The 17,050-nt window shown below is 49.8% G+C and carries 12 protein-coding genes and 5 pseudogenes; 15 read left to right on the forward strand and 2 right to left on the reverse strand.

What is annotated here, in order from left to right; all coding sequences use genetic code 11:
* Nucleotides 1–204: 204 nt before the first annotated feature.
* From IT774_RS02170 to IT774_RS02240, 15 genes and pseudogenes are all read left to right on the forward strand, one after another.
* The gene (locus IT774_RS02170) at nt 205–825 is read left to right on the forward strand and encodes an FKBP-type peptidyl-prolyl cis-trans isomerase (RefSeq protein WP_232365085.1); all 621 of its coding nucleotides are present in this window, start codon (nt 205–207) and stop codon (nt 823–825) included.
* Between the two features lie 165 nt (nt 826–990).
* On the forward strand, nt 991–2,172 hold the full coding sequence (gene fabV, locus IT774_RS02175) for an enoyl-ACP reductase FabV (RefSeq protein ID WP_195811144.1): 1,182 nt from the start codon (nt 991–993) through the stop codon (nt 2,170–2,172).
* A 452-nt stretch (nt 2,173–2,624) separates the two neighbouring features.
* A pseudogene (locus tag IT774_RS02180) lies at nt 2,625–3,963 on the forward strand (Na(+)-translocating NADH-quinone reductase subunit A).
* Nucleotides 3,964–3,966: 3 nt separating this feature from the next.
* Complete coding sequence (locus IT774_RS02185) at nt 3,967–5,172, forward strand: NADH:ubiquinone reductase (Na(+)-transporting) subunit B (protein ID WP_195811145.1); 1,206 nt, start codon at nt 3,967–3,969, stop codon at nt 5,170–5,172.
* Nucleotides 5,162–5,935 carry a Na(+)-translocating NADH-quinone reductase subunit C gene (locus IT774_RS02190; protein ID WP_195811146.1) on the forward strand — a complete coding sequence of 258 codons (774 nt, stop codon included), beginning with the start codon at nt 5,162–5,164 and terminating at the stop codon, nt 5,933–5,935. Before IT774_RS02185 ends, IT774_RS02190 begins: the two co-directional genes overlap by 11 nt.
* A gap of 11 nt (nt 5,936–5,946) precedes the next feature.
* The gene (locus IT774_RS02195; RefSeq protein WP_195811147.1) at nt 5,947–6,579 is read left to right on the forward strand and encodes an NADH:ubiquinone reductase (Na(+)-transporting) subunit D; all 633 of its coding nucleotides are present in this window, start codon (nt 5,947–5,949) and stop codon (nt 6,577–6,579) included.
* A gap of 3 nt (nt 6,580–6,582) precedes the next feature.
* Nucleotides 6,583–7,191 carry an NADH:ubiquinone reductase (Na(+)-transporting) subunit E gene (gene nqrE / locus IT774_RS02200; protein WP_195811148.1) on the forward strand — a complete coding sequence of 203 codons (609 nt, stop codon included), beginning with the start codon at nt 6,583–6,585 and terminating at the stop codon, nt 7,189–7,191.
* 20 nt (nt 7,192–7,211) lie between these two features.
* Nucleotides 7,212–8,440, forward strand: a pseudogene (gene nqrF / locus IT774_RS02205) (NADH:ubiquinone reductase (Na(+)-transporting) subunit F).
* 73 nt (nt 8,441–8,513) lie between these two features.
* A complete protein-coding gene (locus tag IT774_RS02210) occupies nt 8,514–9,539 on the forward strand; it encodes an FAD:protein FMN transferase (protein WP_408641196.1) in 1,026 nt (341 codons plus the stop codon).
* A 13-nt stretch (nt 9,540–9,552) separates the two neighbouring features.
* The gene (nqrM, locus tag IT774_RS02215) at nt 9,553–9,786 is read left to right on the forward strand and encodes a (Na+)-NQR maturation NqrM (RefSeq protein WP_195811149.1); all 234 of its coding nucleotides are present in this window, start codon (nt 9,553–9,555) and stop codon (nt 9,784–9,786) included.
* 328 nt (nt 9,787–10,114) lie between these two features.
* Nucleotides 10,115–10,618, forward strand: a complete 504-nt coding sequence (locus tag IT774_RS02220; RefSeq protein ID WP_195811150.1) for a GAF domain-containing protein — start codon at nt 10,115–10,117, stop codon at nt 10,616–10,618.
* 284 nt (nt 10,619–10,902) lie between these two features.
* Nucleotides 10,903–11,981 (forward strand): annotated as a pseudogene (gene dinB, locus IT774_RS02225) (DNA polymerase IV).
* A 23-nt stretch (nt 11,982–12,004) separates the two neighbouring features.
* Nucleotides 12,005–12,223, forward strand: coding sequence for a DUF1653 domain-containing protein (locus IT774_RS02230; RefSeq protein WP_195812180.1), 219 nt, complete (start codon nt 12,005–12,007; stop codon nt 12,221–12,223).
* Between the two features lie 59 nt (nt 12,224–12,282).
* A pseudogene (locus tag IT774_RS17975) lies at nt 12,283–13,141 on the forward strand (MBL fold metallo-hydrolase).
* Nucleotides 13,142–13,266: 125 nt separating this feature from the next.
* Nucleotides 13,267–14,319 carry an MBL fold metallo-hydrolase gene (locus IT774_RS02240; RefSeq protein WP_232365088.1) on the forward strand — a complete coding sequence of 351 codons (1,053 nt, stop codon included), beginning with the start codon at nt 13,267–13,269 and terminating at the stop codon, nt 14,317–14,319.
* On the opposite strand, the gene IT774_RS02245 is transcribed toward IT774_RS02240, so the two are convergent.
* Together IT774_RS02245 and IT774_RS02250 are read right to left on the reverse strand one after the other, a co-directional pair.
* Nucleotides 14,316–15,989 (reverse strand): amidohydrolase, encoded by a 1,674-nt coding sequence (locus tag IT774_RS02245; protein WP_195811151.1) that lies wholly within the window; start codon nt 15,987–15,989, stop codon nt 14,316–14,318. The two genes, IT774_RS02240 and IT774_RS02245, sit on opposite strands and share 4 nt — an antisense overlap.
* Nucleotides 15,989–16,995: pseudogene (locus IT774_RS02250) on the reverse strand (serine/threonine dehydratase). Before IT774_RS02250 ends, IT774_RS02245 begins: the two are co-directional and overlap by 1 nt.
* Nucleotides 16,996–17,050 lie beyond the last annotated feature (55 nt).

Genomic DNA, 17,050 nt, shown 5'->3' on the forward strand with positions numbered 1-17,050 from the left:
ATACTGTCTGGTGATTCTGTTGTCTAACCTCTTTAGGGAATATTTCGCGCAGTTATTGCTGTTTTAATGACCCGGATATGCTGTCTAGAGCAAGTAAATACAGGGTATGTTACACTGCGTTGTGCGAGAAAAAATTCATCCGGACCTAATACGTGCTGGGATGGATTTTTGAACAAATTTTGTAATTTAATTTCAGGAGATACTGTGTCCGATAACTATTCTACAGTCGAAACTCAGGCCAGCTACGGTGTTGGTTTTCAAATGGGTGAACAGCTTAAATCTAATCCGTTTGACGGGCTGGACATTGATGCTGTGCTGGCAGGACTGAGCGATGCCTTCACCGGAGAAGCCGCCAAGGTAGACAATAATACTTTGCGTAGTGCCTTTGGTGAAATTCACGAGCGGATGCAGGCTGCAAAAGCCGAGCAGAGCAAGGCACAAATCGAGGAAGGTGAAAAATTCCTTAAAGAAAATGCTGAGCGTGAAGAGGTACAGGTCACTGAATCAGGTTTACAATACGAAGTACTTGAAACCGGTGATGGTGAAGTGCCCAATGCCGATAGCACCGTGCGTGTGCATTACCACGGTACTTTTATTAACGGTAAAGTATTTGACAGCTCTTACGAGCGCGGTCAGCCGGCTGAATTTCCGGTAAACGGCGTAATCAAAGGCTGGACCGAAGCCCTGCAGATGATGCCTGCCGGTTCAAAATGGAAGGTATACGTACCAAGCGAACTGGCTTACGGTGAGCAGGGTGCTGGTGGTGCTATCCCGCCATTCACCACGCTGGTATTTGATGTCGAGCTACTTGACATCCTGGCGTAATTTACGCCTCCAACGGCCTGGTTCACCCCAGGCCGTTTTTGTTTGTAACAGACAAACCCTGATGGGAGTGCGTCACTGCTGATAAAGCCGCAGATTAAGTGTTCAGAGTTGTTATCCGCCAAAGCATGATTACAATACGGACACAAACAGCAAAGGATACCCAGAATGATTATCAAGCCTAAAGTCAGAGGATTTATCTGTACCAACGCGCACCCGGTGGGGTGTAAAGCCTCGGTCGCAGAACAAATTGATTATGTTCGCCAGCAGGGCGACTTAGGCACAGGCCCAAAAAATGTACTGGTCATAGGCAGCTCCACCGGCTATGGCCTGGCGTCACGCATTACCGCGGCATTTGGCTATGGTGCCAAAACCCTAGGGGTGTGCTTTGAAAAAGCCCCTACCGAACGCAAGACCGGCACCGCGGGTTGGTACAATACTGCGGCTTTCCATGATTTTGCCGCCGAGGAAGATCTGTATGCCGAGACCCTTAACGGCGATGCGTTTTCCCATGAGCTGAAAAATCAGACGATTGAAAAAATCAAACAGCAGATGGGGCAGGTGGATCTGGTGATCTATAGTCTGGCATCACCACGACGTACTGAGCCGAACAGCGGCGTGACGTATAAGTCTACACTAAAGCCGGTCGGTCAGGCGTATACCACCAAGACCTATGACACTGATAAAGATAAGGTACATGATGTTACTTTAGAGCCAGCCACCGATGAAGAGATTCGCGACACCATTAAGGTAATGGGCGGCGAAGACTGGGAAATGTGGCTGGATGCGCTGGCCGAAGCTGGCGTTCTGGCTGAAGGTGCGAAAACGACCGCGTATACCTATATTGGCAAAGAGCTGACCTGGCCAATCTACGGCCAAGCGACCATTGGTAAAGCCAAAGAAGATCTGGACCGCGCGGCGGCCGCTATTATGGGTAAGCATCCCCAGCTACAAATCGATGCCCATGTGTCTTCCCTGAAGGCCTTGGTCACTCAGGCAAGCTCTGCGATTCCGGTGATGCCTTTGTATATTTCATTAATCTATAAAGTAATGAAAGAAGAAGGCACCCATGAAGGCTGTATTGAGCAAATAAAAGGCCTGTTTAACCAGTGTTTGTATGGTGACACTCCAACTCTGGACGAAGCCAACCGGTATCGCATGGATGGCAAAGAAACTAATGATGCCACCCAGGCCAAGATTAAAGCATTGTGGGATCAGGTCACCCAGGAAAACTTTCATGAGCTTAGCGATTACGCTGGCTATCACCATGAGTTTTTGAAGCTATTCGGTTTTGATATTGAAGGCGTGGATTACGACGCCGATGTTGATCCGCAGGCTGATTGGCAATAAAAAGATTAAAAAGCCGTCATTGATGACGGCTTTTTTTTGGTTTTTGTAACCTTGTTGTATAATCCGTAAACGAGATTTATGGGGATGTTGGCAAGAATTTTTCCGGTTTACCGATTTTTTGCATAGCGAAGAGCCGGCAGATAATGTTAAAATCCCAGAAATTAGGCGCGGGTTGTTCTACCCACGCATCACGACTTTGGTCTTAAGAAGCTTATTAGCATAATGCTTTTTGACCCGGCCAAACGTCGGATCTACAGGAAAAAATATCCAAAGCACATGGTTTTTAGCGGGCGTTAACGCGTTTGCCGCCGAAGCTTGCAACATACTATTTACCAGTAATCTGCAAGTAATGAGCTAACAGGTTGTTATACAGAGTTTTTTTGCATTGCAAGCGAGCATGGTGTTGTGCGGCTATGCAAAAGAGTTTTTCTATTAGAGTAGTGCGATTACATATGATTAAAATCAAGAAAGGTCTCGACCTCCCTATCAAGGGGCGCCAGAGCAGCAAATTTCTGAAGGAAATGCTGTGACGCGCGTTGCCGTTCTGGGAGAAGAATATGTGGGTATGCGTCCTACCATGCACGTCCAGGTTGGCGACAAAGTGAAAAAAGGCCAGATTCTTTTGAAGACAAAAAGAATCCCGGCGTTAAGTTCACTGCGCCAGCGGCCGGCGAGGTGGTAGAGGTCAACCGTGGCGCCAAACGTGTTCTTCAGTCTGTGGTAGTAAAAATCGAAGGTGATGAAAGTGTTGCCTTTGACAAGATTGCCGCAGACCAGATTACCAGCGCATCCAAAGAAACCCTGGAACACACACTGATAGAGTCCGGTTTATGGACGGCGTTTCGTACCCGTCCATTTAGTAAGGCGCCGGCGCCGGGCAGTGCCCCGCACTCTATCTTTGTCACAGCCATGGATACCAATCCGCTGGCGGCCGATCCCACCATTATTATCAAAGAGCGTGAAGACGACTTTGTTAATGGTCTGCAGGCTCTGACTGTGCTGAGCGAAGGCAAGGTGTTTGTCTGTAAAGCTGGCGGCGCGAGCGTGGCCACCGGCAATGCCAAGGTTGAAGTTGCCGAATTCGGTGGCCCTCACCCGGCCGGTTTGCCGGGTACGCACATTCATCATCTGGATGCCGTAGGCAACAGCAAAACCGTATGGCACCTGAATTATCAGGATGTTATGGCAATTGGTTCGTTGCTGACCACCGGTGAGCTGGACAACCGTCGGGTAGTGGCACTGGGTGGCACGGTAGCAACCAAGCCGCGCCTGGTCCGCACCCTGTTGGGCGCAGATATCGAAGAGCTCACCGCCAATGAGGTTGAAGGCGGTGAAGTTCGGGTTATTTCGGGCTCAGTGCTAAACGGCATTACCGCTCAGGGCGTGCACGGTTTCTTAGGCCGTTTCCACACTCAGATTTCGATGATCAAAGAAGGTCGCGAGAAAAAACTCTTTGGCTGGATCACACCGGGGTCGGATAAGCACTCAGTAACACGTGCGTATCTGGGGCACCTCAACAGCAAACAAAAATACGATATGACTACCACTACCAATGGTTCGGACCGCTCGATGGTTCCTATTGGTAACTATGAACGTGTTATGCCTCTGGACATCATTCCTACGCTTTTGCTTAGGGACCTGATCTCTGGTGATACAGACGGTGCTCAGCAGTTAGGTTGTCTGGAACTGGACGAAGAAGATTTAGCCTTGTGTACCTATGTATGCCCGGGTAAATACAATTACGGTCCAATCCTGCGCGACGTATTGACCACGATTGAGAAAGAGGGTTAAGAAATGGGTTTAAAAGCGTATCTGGAAAAGATTGAACCTAATTTTGAACCAGGTGGCAAACATGAAAAATGGTATGCCCTGTATGAAGCAGCGGCCACTATTTTTTATACACCTGGCAAAGTCAACAAAGCCACCACCCACGTTCGTGATGCGATTGATTTAAAACGCATTATGATTTTGGTATGGATGGCCACTTTCCCGGCGATGTTTTATGGCATGTACAACATTGGTGTACAGGCAAATGAAGCGATTATTGCGGGTTCAGGAACCTTACCTGATGCCTGGCAGGCGGCATTATTCGCTGGTTTAGGCGGTGAATTAGGGGCCGATGCTGGCTGGGCCAGCTTAATGTTTTATGGTGCTTGCTTCTGGCTGCCGATTTATGCGGTAACTTTTGCGGTAGGTGGTTTCTGGGAAGTACTTTTTGCGTCGGTGCGTAAGCACGAAGTTAACGAAGGCTTCTTTGTAACCTCGGTACTGTTCGCCCTGACGTTGCCAGCCACAATCCCGTTATGGCAGGTCGCCCTGGGTATTACCTTTGGTGTGGTTATTGCCAAAGAAGTATTTGGTGGTACCGGCCGTAACTTCCTTAACCCTGCCTTATCAGGCCGTGCGTTTCTGTATTTTGCCTATCCGGCACAAATTTCGGGCGACCAGGTGTGGGTGGCTGCTGATGGTTACTCAGGTGCAACCTGGTTGAGTAAAGCGGCTGCAGGGGATATGGACTACACCAACATGGAACTGTGGTGGAACTCGTTCTTCGGAAACATCCCAGGATCTGCCGGGGAAGTGTCAACCTTAGCTATTTTGCTGGGTGGTTTGTTTATTATTTACATGCGTATTGCCAGCTGGCGTATCGTGTCAGGGGTGGCCTTAGGTGTCGCCGGCTTTGCGACGTTGCTGAACCTGATTGGCAGTGACACCAACCCGATGTTTGCCATGCCGGCACACTTCCACTTTGTTATTGGTGGTCTGGCGTTTGCCATGTTCTTTATGGCAACGGATCCGGTTTCTGCCGCCTTTACCAATAAAGGCAAGTGGGCATTTGGTATCTTCATCGGCTTTATGACGGTATTAATTCGAGTGGTTAACCCTGCATTCCCTGAAGGGGTGATGCTGGCCATCCTGTTTACCAACCTTTGGGCGCCACTGTTCGATTATTTTGTTGCACAAAGCAATATCAAGCGGAGGGTTGCTCGTGTCGGCTAAAAAAGAATCTCTAGCAAAAACCGTAGGCGTTGTGGTTGCGGTCTGTCTGGTATGTTCAATTGTAGTTTCTGGGGCAGCGGTAGGCTTGCGTCAGATTCAGCAGGAAAACAAAAAGCTGGATAAGCAATCAAACATTCTTACTGCAGCGGGCTTGTATGAATCCGGTATGAGCAGTGACAAGATTGCCTCGGTTTATAACGAAAGAATCCAGCGCCGTTTTGTTGACCTGGACACCGGTAATTTCACCGACAAGCCAGGCGGTGATGGGGCGGAGTACGACATGTACAAAGCCGCCAAACAAACGGAAATGAGTCAGAAAGTTGAAAACAGCAATGTGGGTTTTCAGCGTCGGGCGAATGTGGCCAGTGTTTGGTTGGTTAAAGGTGAAGACGATGCCGTTACCCGGGTCATCTTGCCGGTTCATGGCAGTGGTCTCTGGGCTTTGATGTATGGCTTTCTGGCAGTTGATGCCGACGGTAAAACCATCAAAGAGCTGATTTACTATCAACAAGCTGAAACACCTGGATTGGGCGGCGAAGTCCAGAATCCAAACTGGCAGAAGTTGTGGGACGGTAAAAAGCTTTACAACAATGGCGAAGTCGCAATTGATGTAACCAAGGGTGCTAACCCGAATGACCCATACGAAGTGGACGCACTTTCTGGTGCAACACTGACAAGTAACGGTGTTGAAAACACCATTCGCTACTGGGCCGGTGAGCAAGGCTTTGGTCCATTCCTGAAGAGTCAGGCCTGGCGTTCATAAGGGGGTATATCGTGGCAGATACTAAAGAAATGAAAAAGGTCCTGTTTGGACCAATTATGGACAACAACCCCATTGCCCTGCAGGTATTGGGAATTTGTTCAGCCTTAGCAATTACAACTAAATTAGAAACCGCACTGGTAATGTCATTGGCACTGACCACCGTTGTGGCGTTTTCCAACTTGTTCATCTCGCTGATTCGGAATCAGATCCCTTCCAGCGTACGGATCATTATTCAGATGACCATCATTGCCTCATTGGTAATCGTGGTAGACCAAATTCTGCGAGCGTATACCTATGAGGTATCTAAGCAGCTCTCGGTATTCGTGGGTCTGATCATTACCAACTGTATCGTAATGGGACGCGCCGAGGCGTATGCCATGAAGAGCCCGCCTCTGCTGAGCTTCTTGGACGGTATTGGTAATGGTTTAGGTTACTCGTTTATTCTGATTGTGATCGGCACCATCAAAGAATTGTTCGGCTTTGGTACTATCCTGGGCTTCGAAATTCTGCCAGTGGTACAAAACGGCGGCTGGTATCAGGGCAATGGTCTGTTAATTCTGCCATTCAGCTCGTTCTTCTTAATTGGTGGTATGGTTTGGTTTATCCGAACGATTCGCCCGGAACAAGTAGAGCCTAAGGAGTAAGACGTGGAACATTATATTTCGCTATTTGTTCGCTCTATTTTTATTGAGAACATGGCGCTGTCGCTGTTTTTAGGTATGTGTACCTTTCTGGCGGTATCAAAGAAAATCAAAACCGCCATGGGTTTGGGTGCCGCAGTAATCGTGGTACTGGGTATTTCGGTACCCGTTAACCAGGTGATTTATGTGAACGTGCTGGCCCCTGGTGCCCTGGCCTGGGCCGGGTTCCCGGAAGCCGACCTTAGCTTTCTGAACTTTTTGACCTTTATCGGCGTTATCGCGGCACTGGTACAGATTCTGGAAATGAGTCTGGATAAGTTCTTCCCGGCTTTGTACAACGCCCTGGGTATCTTCTTGCCGCTGATTACAGTGAACTGTGCCATCTTCGGTGGTGTTGCGTTTGCGGTTCAGCGTGAGTACAACTTCACCGAAAGTGTGGTGTATGGTATTGGCTCTGGTGTGGGCTGGGCAATTGCCATTGTCCTGCTGGCAGCGGTTCGTGAAAAACTGAAATACGCGGATATGCCCGATGGTGTACGTGGTCTGGGGGCGGTATTTATGATCGCCGGCCTGATGGCCCTGGGCTTCCAGTCGTTTACTGGTATTGCGCTGTAACTGGCCTTAGGAGTTTATAGATGAATGTAGAAATTTTCCTGGGCGTTGGCATGTTCATTGTCATCGTACTGGCGCTGGTTTTCATCATCATGTTTGCCAAGTCGAAACTTGTGCCAACCGGTGATGTAACCATCGATATTAACAACGACCCCGATAAGGCTATCAAAACATCTCCGGGTGGCAAGCTGTTGGGTGCGCTGGCCGAAGCTGGTATTTTTGTATCGTCTGCCTGTGGTGGCGGTGGTTCATGTGGCCAGTGTCGGGTAGATGTGAAATCCGGTGGCGGTGAAATTCTGCCTACCGAACTTGACCATATTACCAAACGCGAAGCTCGTGAAGGCTGTCGTTTGTCGTGTCAGGTTGCGGTAAAACAGGACATGGAAATTGAATTACCAGAAGAAGTCTTTGGTATTAAAAAGTGGGATTGTGAAGTTATTTCTAATGACAACAAAGCCACCTTTATCAAAGAACTGAAGCTGAAGATTCCGAATGGCGAAAGTGTGCCGTTCCAGGCGGGTGGTTATATTCAGATTGAGGCGCCGCCTCACCATGTGAAGTATAAAGATTTTGAAGTACCAGAAAAATTCCGTGGTGACTGGGAACGTTTTGGCTTCTTCGACATCGAATCAAAAGTTGATGAAGAAACCATTCGTGCCTACTCGATGGCAAACTATCCGGAAGAAGAAGGGATTATTATGCTTAACGTGCGTATCGCTACGCCGCCGCCTAATAATCTGAGTCTGCCTGCTGGTAAGATGTCATCGTACATCTGGAGCCTGAAAGAAGGTGATAAGGCTACGATTTCTGGGCCATTCGGTGAGTTCTATGCCAAAGAAACCGAAAACGAGATGGTATTTGTGGGCGGGGGGCCGGTATGGCGCCAATGCGTTCACACATATTTGACCAGCTACGTCGTCTTAAAACCGATCGTAAGATTTCTTTCTGGTACGGCGCCCGTTCATTACGTGAAATGTTCTATGTAGAAGATTTTGATGAACTGGCTGAAGAAAATGAGAATTTTGATTGGCATGTTGCCTTGTCAGATCCTCAGCCTGAAGATAACTGGGAAGGTGATACCGGCTTTATTCACCAGGTATTATTAGAAAATTATCTTAAAGATCATCCAGCCCCTGAAGACTGTGAGTTCTATATGTGTGGTCCACCTATGATGAACGCAGCAGTAATCAACATGCTCAAAGATCTGGGTGTTGAAGACGAAAACATCATGCTTGATGATTTCGGTGGCTAACACCAGGCGATAAAGAACAGACAAAAGGGGCGATTCATTCGCCCCTTTTTTAATGCAAAAAGGATAAGGTATTTTGATAAAACCCCTGACGCAATGGCTGGTTATTTCCACGGTAGTGCTGGTTTTAGCCGCTTGCGGTAACGAGAAGCTGCCTGTAGTTCATTTACATGGCGATACAATGGGAACCACGTATAATGTGAAGTATGTGGTGAGTGACCAGCAGCAGGCGGTGGAAGGCTTGCAAAGCAAGATTGATACGCGCTTGCAACGTATCAATGCGTTGATGTCCACCTACGACCCAGAGTCGGAATTATCACGCTTTAATCAAAACCGGTTTACCAAACCTTTTGTTGTTTCTGCTGAGACCCGCACGGTGGTGACTGAAGCCTTGCGTCTTAGTCAGGTAAGCAAAGGCGCGCTGGATGTCACGGTGGGGCCCTTAGTTAACCTGTGGGGCTTTGGACCCAATAAGCGTCCGGAGCAGGTTCCCAGTGATGAGCAAATTGCGCAGGTGCGTGACTATGTGGGCGCCCAGAAGTTGCGGGTGACCGACGAGGGCTTACAGAAAACCCATCCGCAGGTCTATGTGGACTTATCCACCATTGCCAAAGGCTACGGGGTGGATGAAATTGCACAAATCCTTGAAAAACACGATATCCATGACTATCTGGTTGAGATAGGTGGCGAGATGCGGGTTAAAGGACAGCGTGGTGACGGTAGCGGCTGGCTTATTGCGATAGAAAAACCGGTCAGCAGCGAACGCGCGGTACAAAAGATTTTATCGGTCGGCACCAATGCGATAGCGACCTCAGGCGATTATCGCAATTATTACGAGCAGGATGGGGTGCGTTACTCTCATCTTATCGATCCTCGTACCGGCAAACCCATCACCCACAACCTGGTGGCAGTGACGGTCGTCGACCCCTCATCCATGACCGCCGATGGCCTGGCCACCGCGTTAAACGTAATGGGTTGGGACGCTGCGAAGGCACTGGCCGAAGAACAGAATTTAGCGGTGCTGTTGATACGGCATCACAACGGTGAATTTGAAGAATATCTTTCTGCGGCCTTTGAAGAAACCGTTGAAATTAAAAACTAAATAAGGTGGTGTTATGAGTACATTTATTCTGGCCTTTGTATTTTTCCTGGCCATGGTATTAGCCATGGCAGTAGGTTACATGGTACAGCGCAAAACCATTTCTGGTAGTTGTGGCGGCCTTGGGGCGCTGGGTATTGAAAAAGCCTGTGACTGCCCGGAACCGTGCGATCGCAAAAAGGCCCGGGAAGAGCGTACGATGCTGCGGGAAAAGAAACTGGCAGAATGGAAAGAAAACCAGATTCTATAACAGCCCATCGGTAATGATTCAGCGCCTGGCTGTCACAGTATCGTCAGGTGCTTTGCGTCCGGCGCTGGAGCTAGCTTCTGAGTGACTCCTTACTGACCTCTATCGCCTCTGCTACATCCTGGTATATAACACCGGCGAATACGAAGCTATCAGGCCACGCTGTAGAGGCGTTACCCCATGATCTATAAAAATAATAGCGTGACAGGCAAGCTTAACTGGTAATAAGTACAGTGTTATGTTCTGCTATACGTCTTCGCCACCTCGTATTACTGTGCGTTGGTGTGCTTATGACGCTTATTATTTTGTTACTCTTTTAGGATCTGCCAGCATGGCTACTATTCCCCGGTTACCTCACGAAGCTGAACGCTTAAAAGCCCTTTACGATCTGAATATCCTGGATACACCGCCTGAAGAACGCTTTGATGCCATCACCCAAAAAGCTCAGCAGGAATTTGGCTGCAAAACGGTACTGATCAGCCTGATTGCCGAAAACAAACAATGGTTTAAGTCGCGTCAGGGGCTAGATAAACGGGAAACGCCACGAAACATTTCGTTTTGTACCTATGCCATTGCCGAAGAAGAATATCTAGTGGTGCCCGACGCCCTGGCAGATTTTCGATTCAAAAATAACAAACTGGTGCGCGGCGAACCCTATATTCGCTCTTATGCCGGGATGATTCTGTATTCAAATGATGGCTACGAGCTGGGGACATTTTGTTTATTGCACGATGAGGTCCGTGACTACACCGCGGCTGAGATTGACCGGCTTAAACACTATGCCCGAATCGTGGAACAGGAGCTGATGCTATCTCCTGAATATGGTTCTCGCTGAAGTGCCCACCTAATATCATGTGGCGCGGTTACACGACCACGCCTTTATGGCCGAGCCCCACGCCAGGGCCAGTCTGTGCCATCATAGCCGGTGCTATCACCCTGTGTGATTAGCCTATCGCCTGGTCTGCTTGTTTATTTCCTTGTTATCGCCTGTTTATAGGGCAATCCAAACCCTGTAGCCGGTGGTAATTACCCTATCGGCCGCCAGATCGCCAAGAGGGTATATTGTGACCAAAAAAATCGTTAAAATACTGGCTATGTGTACAGGCAGAGAACATTCGGGTGCGTAAAATTATTCATGTGGACATGGACTGTTTCTATGCCGCTGTAGAAATGCGCGATAATCCGTCTTTGCGTCATGTACCGCTGGCCATTGGTGGCAGCTCAAAACAACGGGGTGTGATCTCCACCTGTAATTATCCGGCCCGAAAATACGGTGTTCGTTCTGCAATGGCCACTGCCTACGCGCTGCGGCTATGTCCTGATTTGGTGATGGTCAAAGGGCGTATGGATGTTTATGTAAAAGAGTCGATGCGCATTCGCGAAATATTTGCTGATTTTACCGATATCATCGAGCCGTTGTCGCTGGATGAAGCTTATCTGGATGTATCAGGCTCAGTACATTGTGGTGGCAGTGCCACCCTGATCGCTCAGGAAATAAGACAGCGTATTCACGATGAACTGGGACTGACCGCCTCGGCCGGCGTGGCCTCATGTAAGTTTGTGGCCAAGGTGGCCAGTGATGAAAACAAGCCTGATGGCATCTGTGTTATCCCCCAGATCAACAAGACGCGTTTGTACGAAAAATGGCGTTGGAAAAAATCCCCGGCGTGGGCAAGGTCACCATGCAGAAACTACAGCGAATGGGCCTGGCTACTTGTGAGGATATTCGCCATTACCCGTTTGAAAGACTGCAAAAAGAGCTGGGAAAATTTGGCGCAGTATTGTGGGACCGGGCGCATGGGGTCGATGAGCGGGAAGTCAATGTTACCCGCGAGCGCAAATCCATTGGCGTAGAACGCACCCTGCATGATGATATCCATACCCTGGAACAGTGTCGGGACTTTTTACCCGTGCTGCTGGACAAACTGGCCGAGCGTATGGCGGCCCATCAGCAAAAACACACAAAGGGTGAACCGGTACGCATAAAGTCGCAGGGCGTGAAGCTTAAATTTAGTGACTTTCAGCTGACTACTGTGGAGCACCGGCAACAAAAATTTGATGCCAGGGTGTTTGAGCAATTGCTGAACGAGGCATTTGAGCGGGGCAAGGGCAGGGGCATTCGTCTGCTTGGCCTGCACATAGGTTTAGCCGAACCCACGCCTGTTGAACAACTTACCTTACCACTGGAGTATCAGTAAATGATTCCTACCCTCAAGCCGGGATATACCGGCATTATAAAGGAAACTTCTACGCCGTGTATGAAGTAGCCCGGCACAGTGAAGATGACAGCAAGCTGGTGGTCTACCGGCCTTGCTATGGCGAACAGGCATTGTGGGTCAGACCCTTGTCGATGTTCACCGAGACGGTAGAAAAAGGCGGCGAAACCCTGCCCAGATTCGAATACATCAAGCCGCTGCCTGAAAGTCACACAAAAATATAAATGATCTGTTCGATATGTGACCGCATAATGATTGGCAGTCAACCAGTGAAGGATGCATCATGAACATCGGATATAAAGGCGCATTGGCGGTATTGCCATTGTTGTTAAGCGCAGCCGGACAGGCCCAGAATAAATACAACGATGTACAAATAAAAGATACGCCGCTGCGCGGCTCTGTACATATGTTACAGGGCGCCGGGGCAATATCGGCGTATCCGCCGGCAAGGATGGGGTACTGATTATTGATGACCAGTTTGAACCGCTGGCGCAAAAAATCTCTAATGCGTTGGGTGAGTTAGGTAATGAATCGCCAAAATTTATCATCAATACCCATTTTCATGGCGACCATACCGGTAGCAACGGCTGGTTTCATCAGCATGCCGACAGTACGATTGTCGCGCACAACAATGTGCGGGTAAGGCTGGCTAAAGACAACAACACCAAGCCGCAGGCATTGCCGGTGATCACCTACGAAGATGGCATTAAAATGCATTTCAATGGCGAAACCCTGCATATCATGCACCTGGCCGAAGGTCACACCGATGGTGACTCCGTAGTTTGGTTTGAAGAGCCGAATGTCCTGCATACCGGCGACTTGTTTTTTAATGAGCGCTTTCCGTTTATTGACTTAAAGTCAGGGGAAGCGTTGAAGGGTATATTCGTTCGGTGAAACACCTGATTGAAAAAACCAACGAAAAAACCATTATTGTGCCCGGTCATGGCCCGTTGGCAAAACAGTCTGACTACAAAGCATTTTTAGAGATGATAGAACAAACCAAAAGCTATGTGGATAAACTTAAAGCTCAGGGCATGAGTGCCCAGGAGATTGTGCAGCAAGGGCTGGAGTCGAAGTGGCAGTCATGGCACTGGGACTTTATCACTGAAGAGAAATGGATTAATACGCTATACAATGGCTAACATCATCGTGTAAGTCGTTAGCAACGGGAGCTCAGGCTCCCGTTTTTTATAGGCCGGGAGCCAAACAACAGTGCGAGCTTTAACAATCTTTGCAATGGTGGTGCTGGGGCTGATACTGACGGCGGGTGTGGTCAACTACCGGCTCGACAGTACCCCCTCAGAAACCTTCGACTCACCTCAGAAACCTTCGACTCACCTCAGTACCAGGACGGGCCTTTGCCAATACCACCCCTATTACCGGTAATACCTTTAAAAAGTTTATCGACATTTTTCATCGCAGTATTACCGGGGAACGCACTGCTATCAGACCCGCCGATGCTATCCCGGTACAATCGTTAAGTACCGCTCAGTTACAGGCCCTACCCGACACCGGCATCTTTTTTGCGAAACTGGGTCATTCTACCGTATTGTTTAAAATCGATGGCCGGTATCTGTTAACCGATCCCATGTTTGCCCGTCGTGCCTCACCGTTTAGCTTTATGGGGCCGGAGCGCTTTCATCCAATGCCAATTACTATCGAAGAGTTGCCGTCTATCCTGGCGGTATTGTTGTCCCACAATCATTACGATCATCTGGATGAAGACTCTATCCGGGCACTAAAAGATAAAACCCGGCACTTTGTGGTGCCCTTAGGGCTTAAAAGTCAGCTGCTCAAGTGGGGTGTCGAGCCCGGCTCCATTACCGAACTGGACTGGTGGCAGCATCAACAGCTTGACGACATTACGCTGACCCTAACGCCTTCCTATCACTTTTCGGGGCGTGCATTCACCGATCGCAATGCAACCTTGTGGGGCGGGTGGGCGATCAATAGCACTGCGGGCTCGTTATTTTTTAGTGGCGACTCTGGCTATTTTGCCGGTTTCAGGACGATTGGGGAAAAGCTGGGGCCCTTTGAGGTGGCGTTTATGGAAAATGGAGCCTATGCCAGTAACTGGCCTCAGGTTCATATGCAACCAGAACAGACCTTAACGGCGTTCAGGGAGGTTAACGGACAGTATCTGGTACCGATACACAACAGTACCTTTGATCTGGCATTTCACAGCTGGTATGCGCCCCTACAGCAACTTGAGCAGCACAGCCGGCAGCAGGGCGTGAAATTACTCACGCCTCGCTTCGGTGAGGTGATTAAGGTTAGCCAGCCAGGGGTAACGCCGCGCTGGTGGCAAACCATGGATTAATTTGCGTCCTGGGCGGCAGCGAAAACCTGTTCACCGGCGATCCAGGTCTGTAAGACTTTGGTTTTCCAAATGTGTTCGGGTTTTATTTCAAAAATATCCTGATCGACCAGGATAAAGTCGGCCCATTTTCCCGGTGTCAGAGTGCCGGTTACCTCTTCCATATGCGCTGCGTAAGCCGCATCAAGGGTAAAGCCACGAAATGCCTGTGTTACCGACAGCGCTTCGTGGGCGTACCAACCTGCTACTGGCTGATTATTGCGATCCTGACGGGTCACCGCGGCATGCAAGCCATAAAACGGGTTGGCCAATTCCACCGGAAAATCTGAGCCCAGGGGCAGGGGAATGCCAGAATCCAGCAGGGTTTTCCAGGCATAAGCACCTTTCATACGCGCTTTACCAAGCCGATCTTCAGCCATGTTTTTATCGCTGGTGGCGTGGGTAGGCTGCATAGATGGCAGGATCTGAAGCTGGGCAAAGCGGGCTAAATCGTCGGGGGCCACCACCTGAGCATGTTCAATGCGGTGACGCAGGTGTTCTCCGCCGCGCTGCGCAAAGGTTTGTTCAAACTGATTTAGCGCCAGATGATTGGCCCGATCACCAATAGCATGAAAATTAAGCTGGAATCCGGCATCAATGACCTTATTAAAAAGACCCGGAAAGTCTTCGGGCTGAGTCAGCATTAAACCTTGCTGGTGGGGCGCGTCACTGTATGGTTCTAGCAAGGCGGCTCCCCGGCTGCCCAGGGCCCCGTCGCCATAGGCTTTAACACTGCGTATAAAAATAAAGTCGCGCTCACCACGAACAATGCCGCGATCCAGCATGCGCGCCAGGTCAGGATCCGTAGCGGCAATCATCGCGTATACCCGCACCGGCAGCTCGCCTTTTACCGCCTGGGTCAGATAAAAATCGTATTCGCGATGGCTGATGCCGGCATCGTGCATCATGGTTACGCCGTTTGCCAGCAGATGGGCGGAGGCCGCGTCCAGTTGTTCTGTGAGTTGGCTGTAGCGCGTCTCAGGCATAACCTCTTCTACCAGCGCTTTGGCGTTATCAATAAGCACACCGGTGGGGTTGCCCTCATCATCCTTAATTATCTGACCGCCTTCAGGATCCGGCGTGTCGGCGGTGATCCCGGCCAGCTCCAGCGCTTTGCTATTAGCCCAGCCCGCATGGGCATCGACCCGACCTAGCCAGACCGGCCGATCGGTAATGTGCTGATCTAGTTGCGCCGCGGTGGGAAAAGCGCGATCAGGCCATTGTTCCTGATTCCAGCCACGGCCCGTGATCCATTCCTGATCGCCATGGGCTAATGCATAATCCGCTACCATCTGTGCTGCTTCCTGAGCACTACCGGCATCTCGCAAGTCCACTTCCAGCAAATTACTGCCTAAACCTAGCATATGGCCGTGAGCATCAATCATACCCGGCAATAAGGTTTTGCCGTTGCCGTCAATAATATTTGCCTCGGCAATCTTGTTAGCGGCGTTCTGGTCGGTGGAGACCACCTTGCCATCTTTGATTAATAACTGGGAAAACTGCTTAAGTTCTCCCTGCTCATCGAGGGTATAGCCATTAATGTTTTTGAGAAACACCGAATTTTGTGCCACCGCAGGTACCGCCATCAAAGCAGTGGTGGCCAGTGCGCACAGAGTGTGTCCGAATTTACGCATTATTTATCGTCCTGTTGAGTTAAGTTTGGAGGCTGTAACAGATAGTCCTGTTGCCAGATTTTTTGCATGGTGGCAGCGCTGATGTTGCCTCCCGAAAGCATTACCAAAGCGGTTTTGGGCGTCGGATTTTCTACCGCCCAGGCGGTGACCGCCGCCATGGATAAGGCACTGGTGGGCTCTATATGCAGTTTGAGTAAATGCTGTAACCACTGAGTCCAGTAGGCAATCTGCACCTCGTTGACTTCGTAAAAATCGTCAAGCTGTTGCAAAAAGCCAAAGGTATGCTCGCCCACGCTGGGCGTCGCGGCGCCATCGGCCAGCGTATCAGGGGGCGAATTTAATACTTCGATGTTGCCACTTTGCAGCGAGCGTGAAGCATCATTGGCCTGCTCGGGCTCGGCGCCAATGATCTGCGCCTGGGGTTGCATCGCCCGGGTGGAAATCAGGGCGCCGCTTAGCAATCCGCCGCCGCCACAGGGCGCAAACACCGCATCTACCGGGCCTGTTTGCAGCAACGCTTCGTGGGTAGCGGTGGCCTGCCCGGCAATAATATCGGGATGATCAAAGGGGGGATCCATAGCGTATCGGCATCGGCGGCTGCTGCTTTCACCGCCTGGTCAGCTTCCGTGCGGGTGACAAATCGTTGCACTTTGGCCCCATAGCTTTCGGTGGCTGCAGCTTTGATGGGGGAAATAGTCTGGGCTGCAAAAATCGTGGCCGGGATATGGTAAAGACTGGCAGCGTAAGCCACCGCCTGCGCGTGATTACCAGAGCTGTTCGCCACCACATGTTTAGGCAGGGTGTTTTGTTCAGCGCAGCGTGCCAGCATATTCAGCGCGCCGCGAAGCTTGAACGCGCCGATGGTTTGCAAGCATTCAGCTTTGAATAAAATCCGGTGTCCCAGCCATTTATTCAGTAATGAAGATTCAATAATAGGGGTGTGCTGTACATGAGATTTCAGCCGCTTTGCCGCGGCTAAAACATCCTCGTAAGTAGGTGCTGCCATGTTGGATTATTTGCACTCTTTTGGGTTAAAAAACATCGGGGTATCTAACATAATC

The sequence above is a fragment of the Salinimonas marina genome (assembly GCF_015644725.1).
GTDB lineage: Bacteria > Pseudomonadota > Gammaproteobacteria > Enterobacterales > Alteromonadaceae > Alteromonas.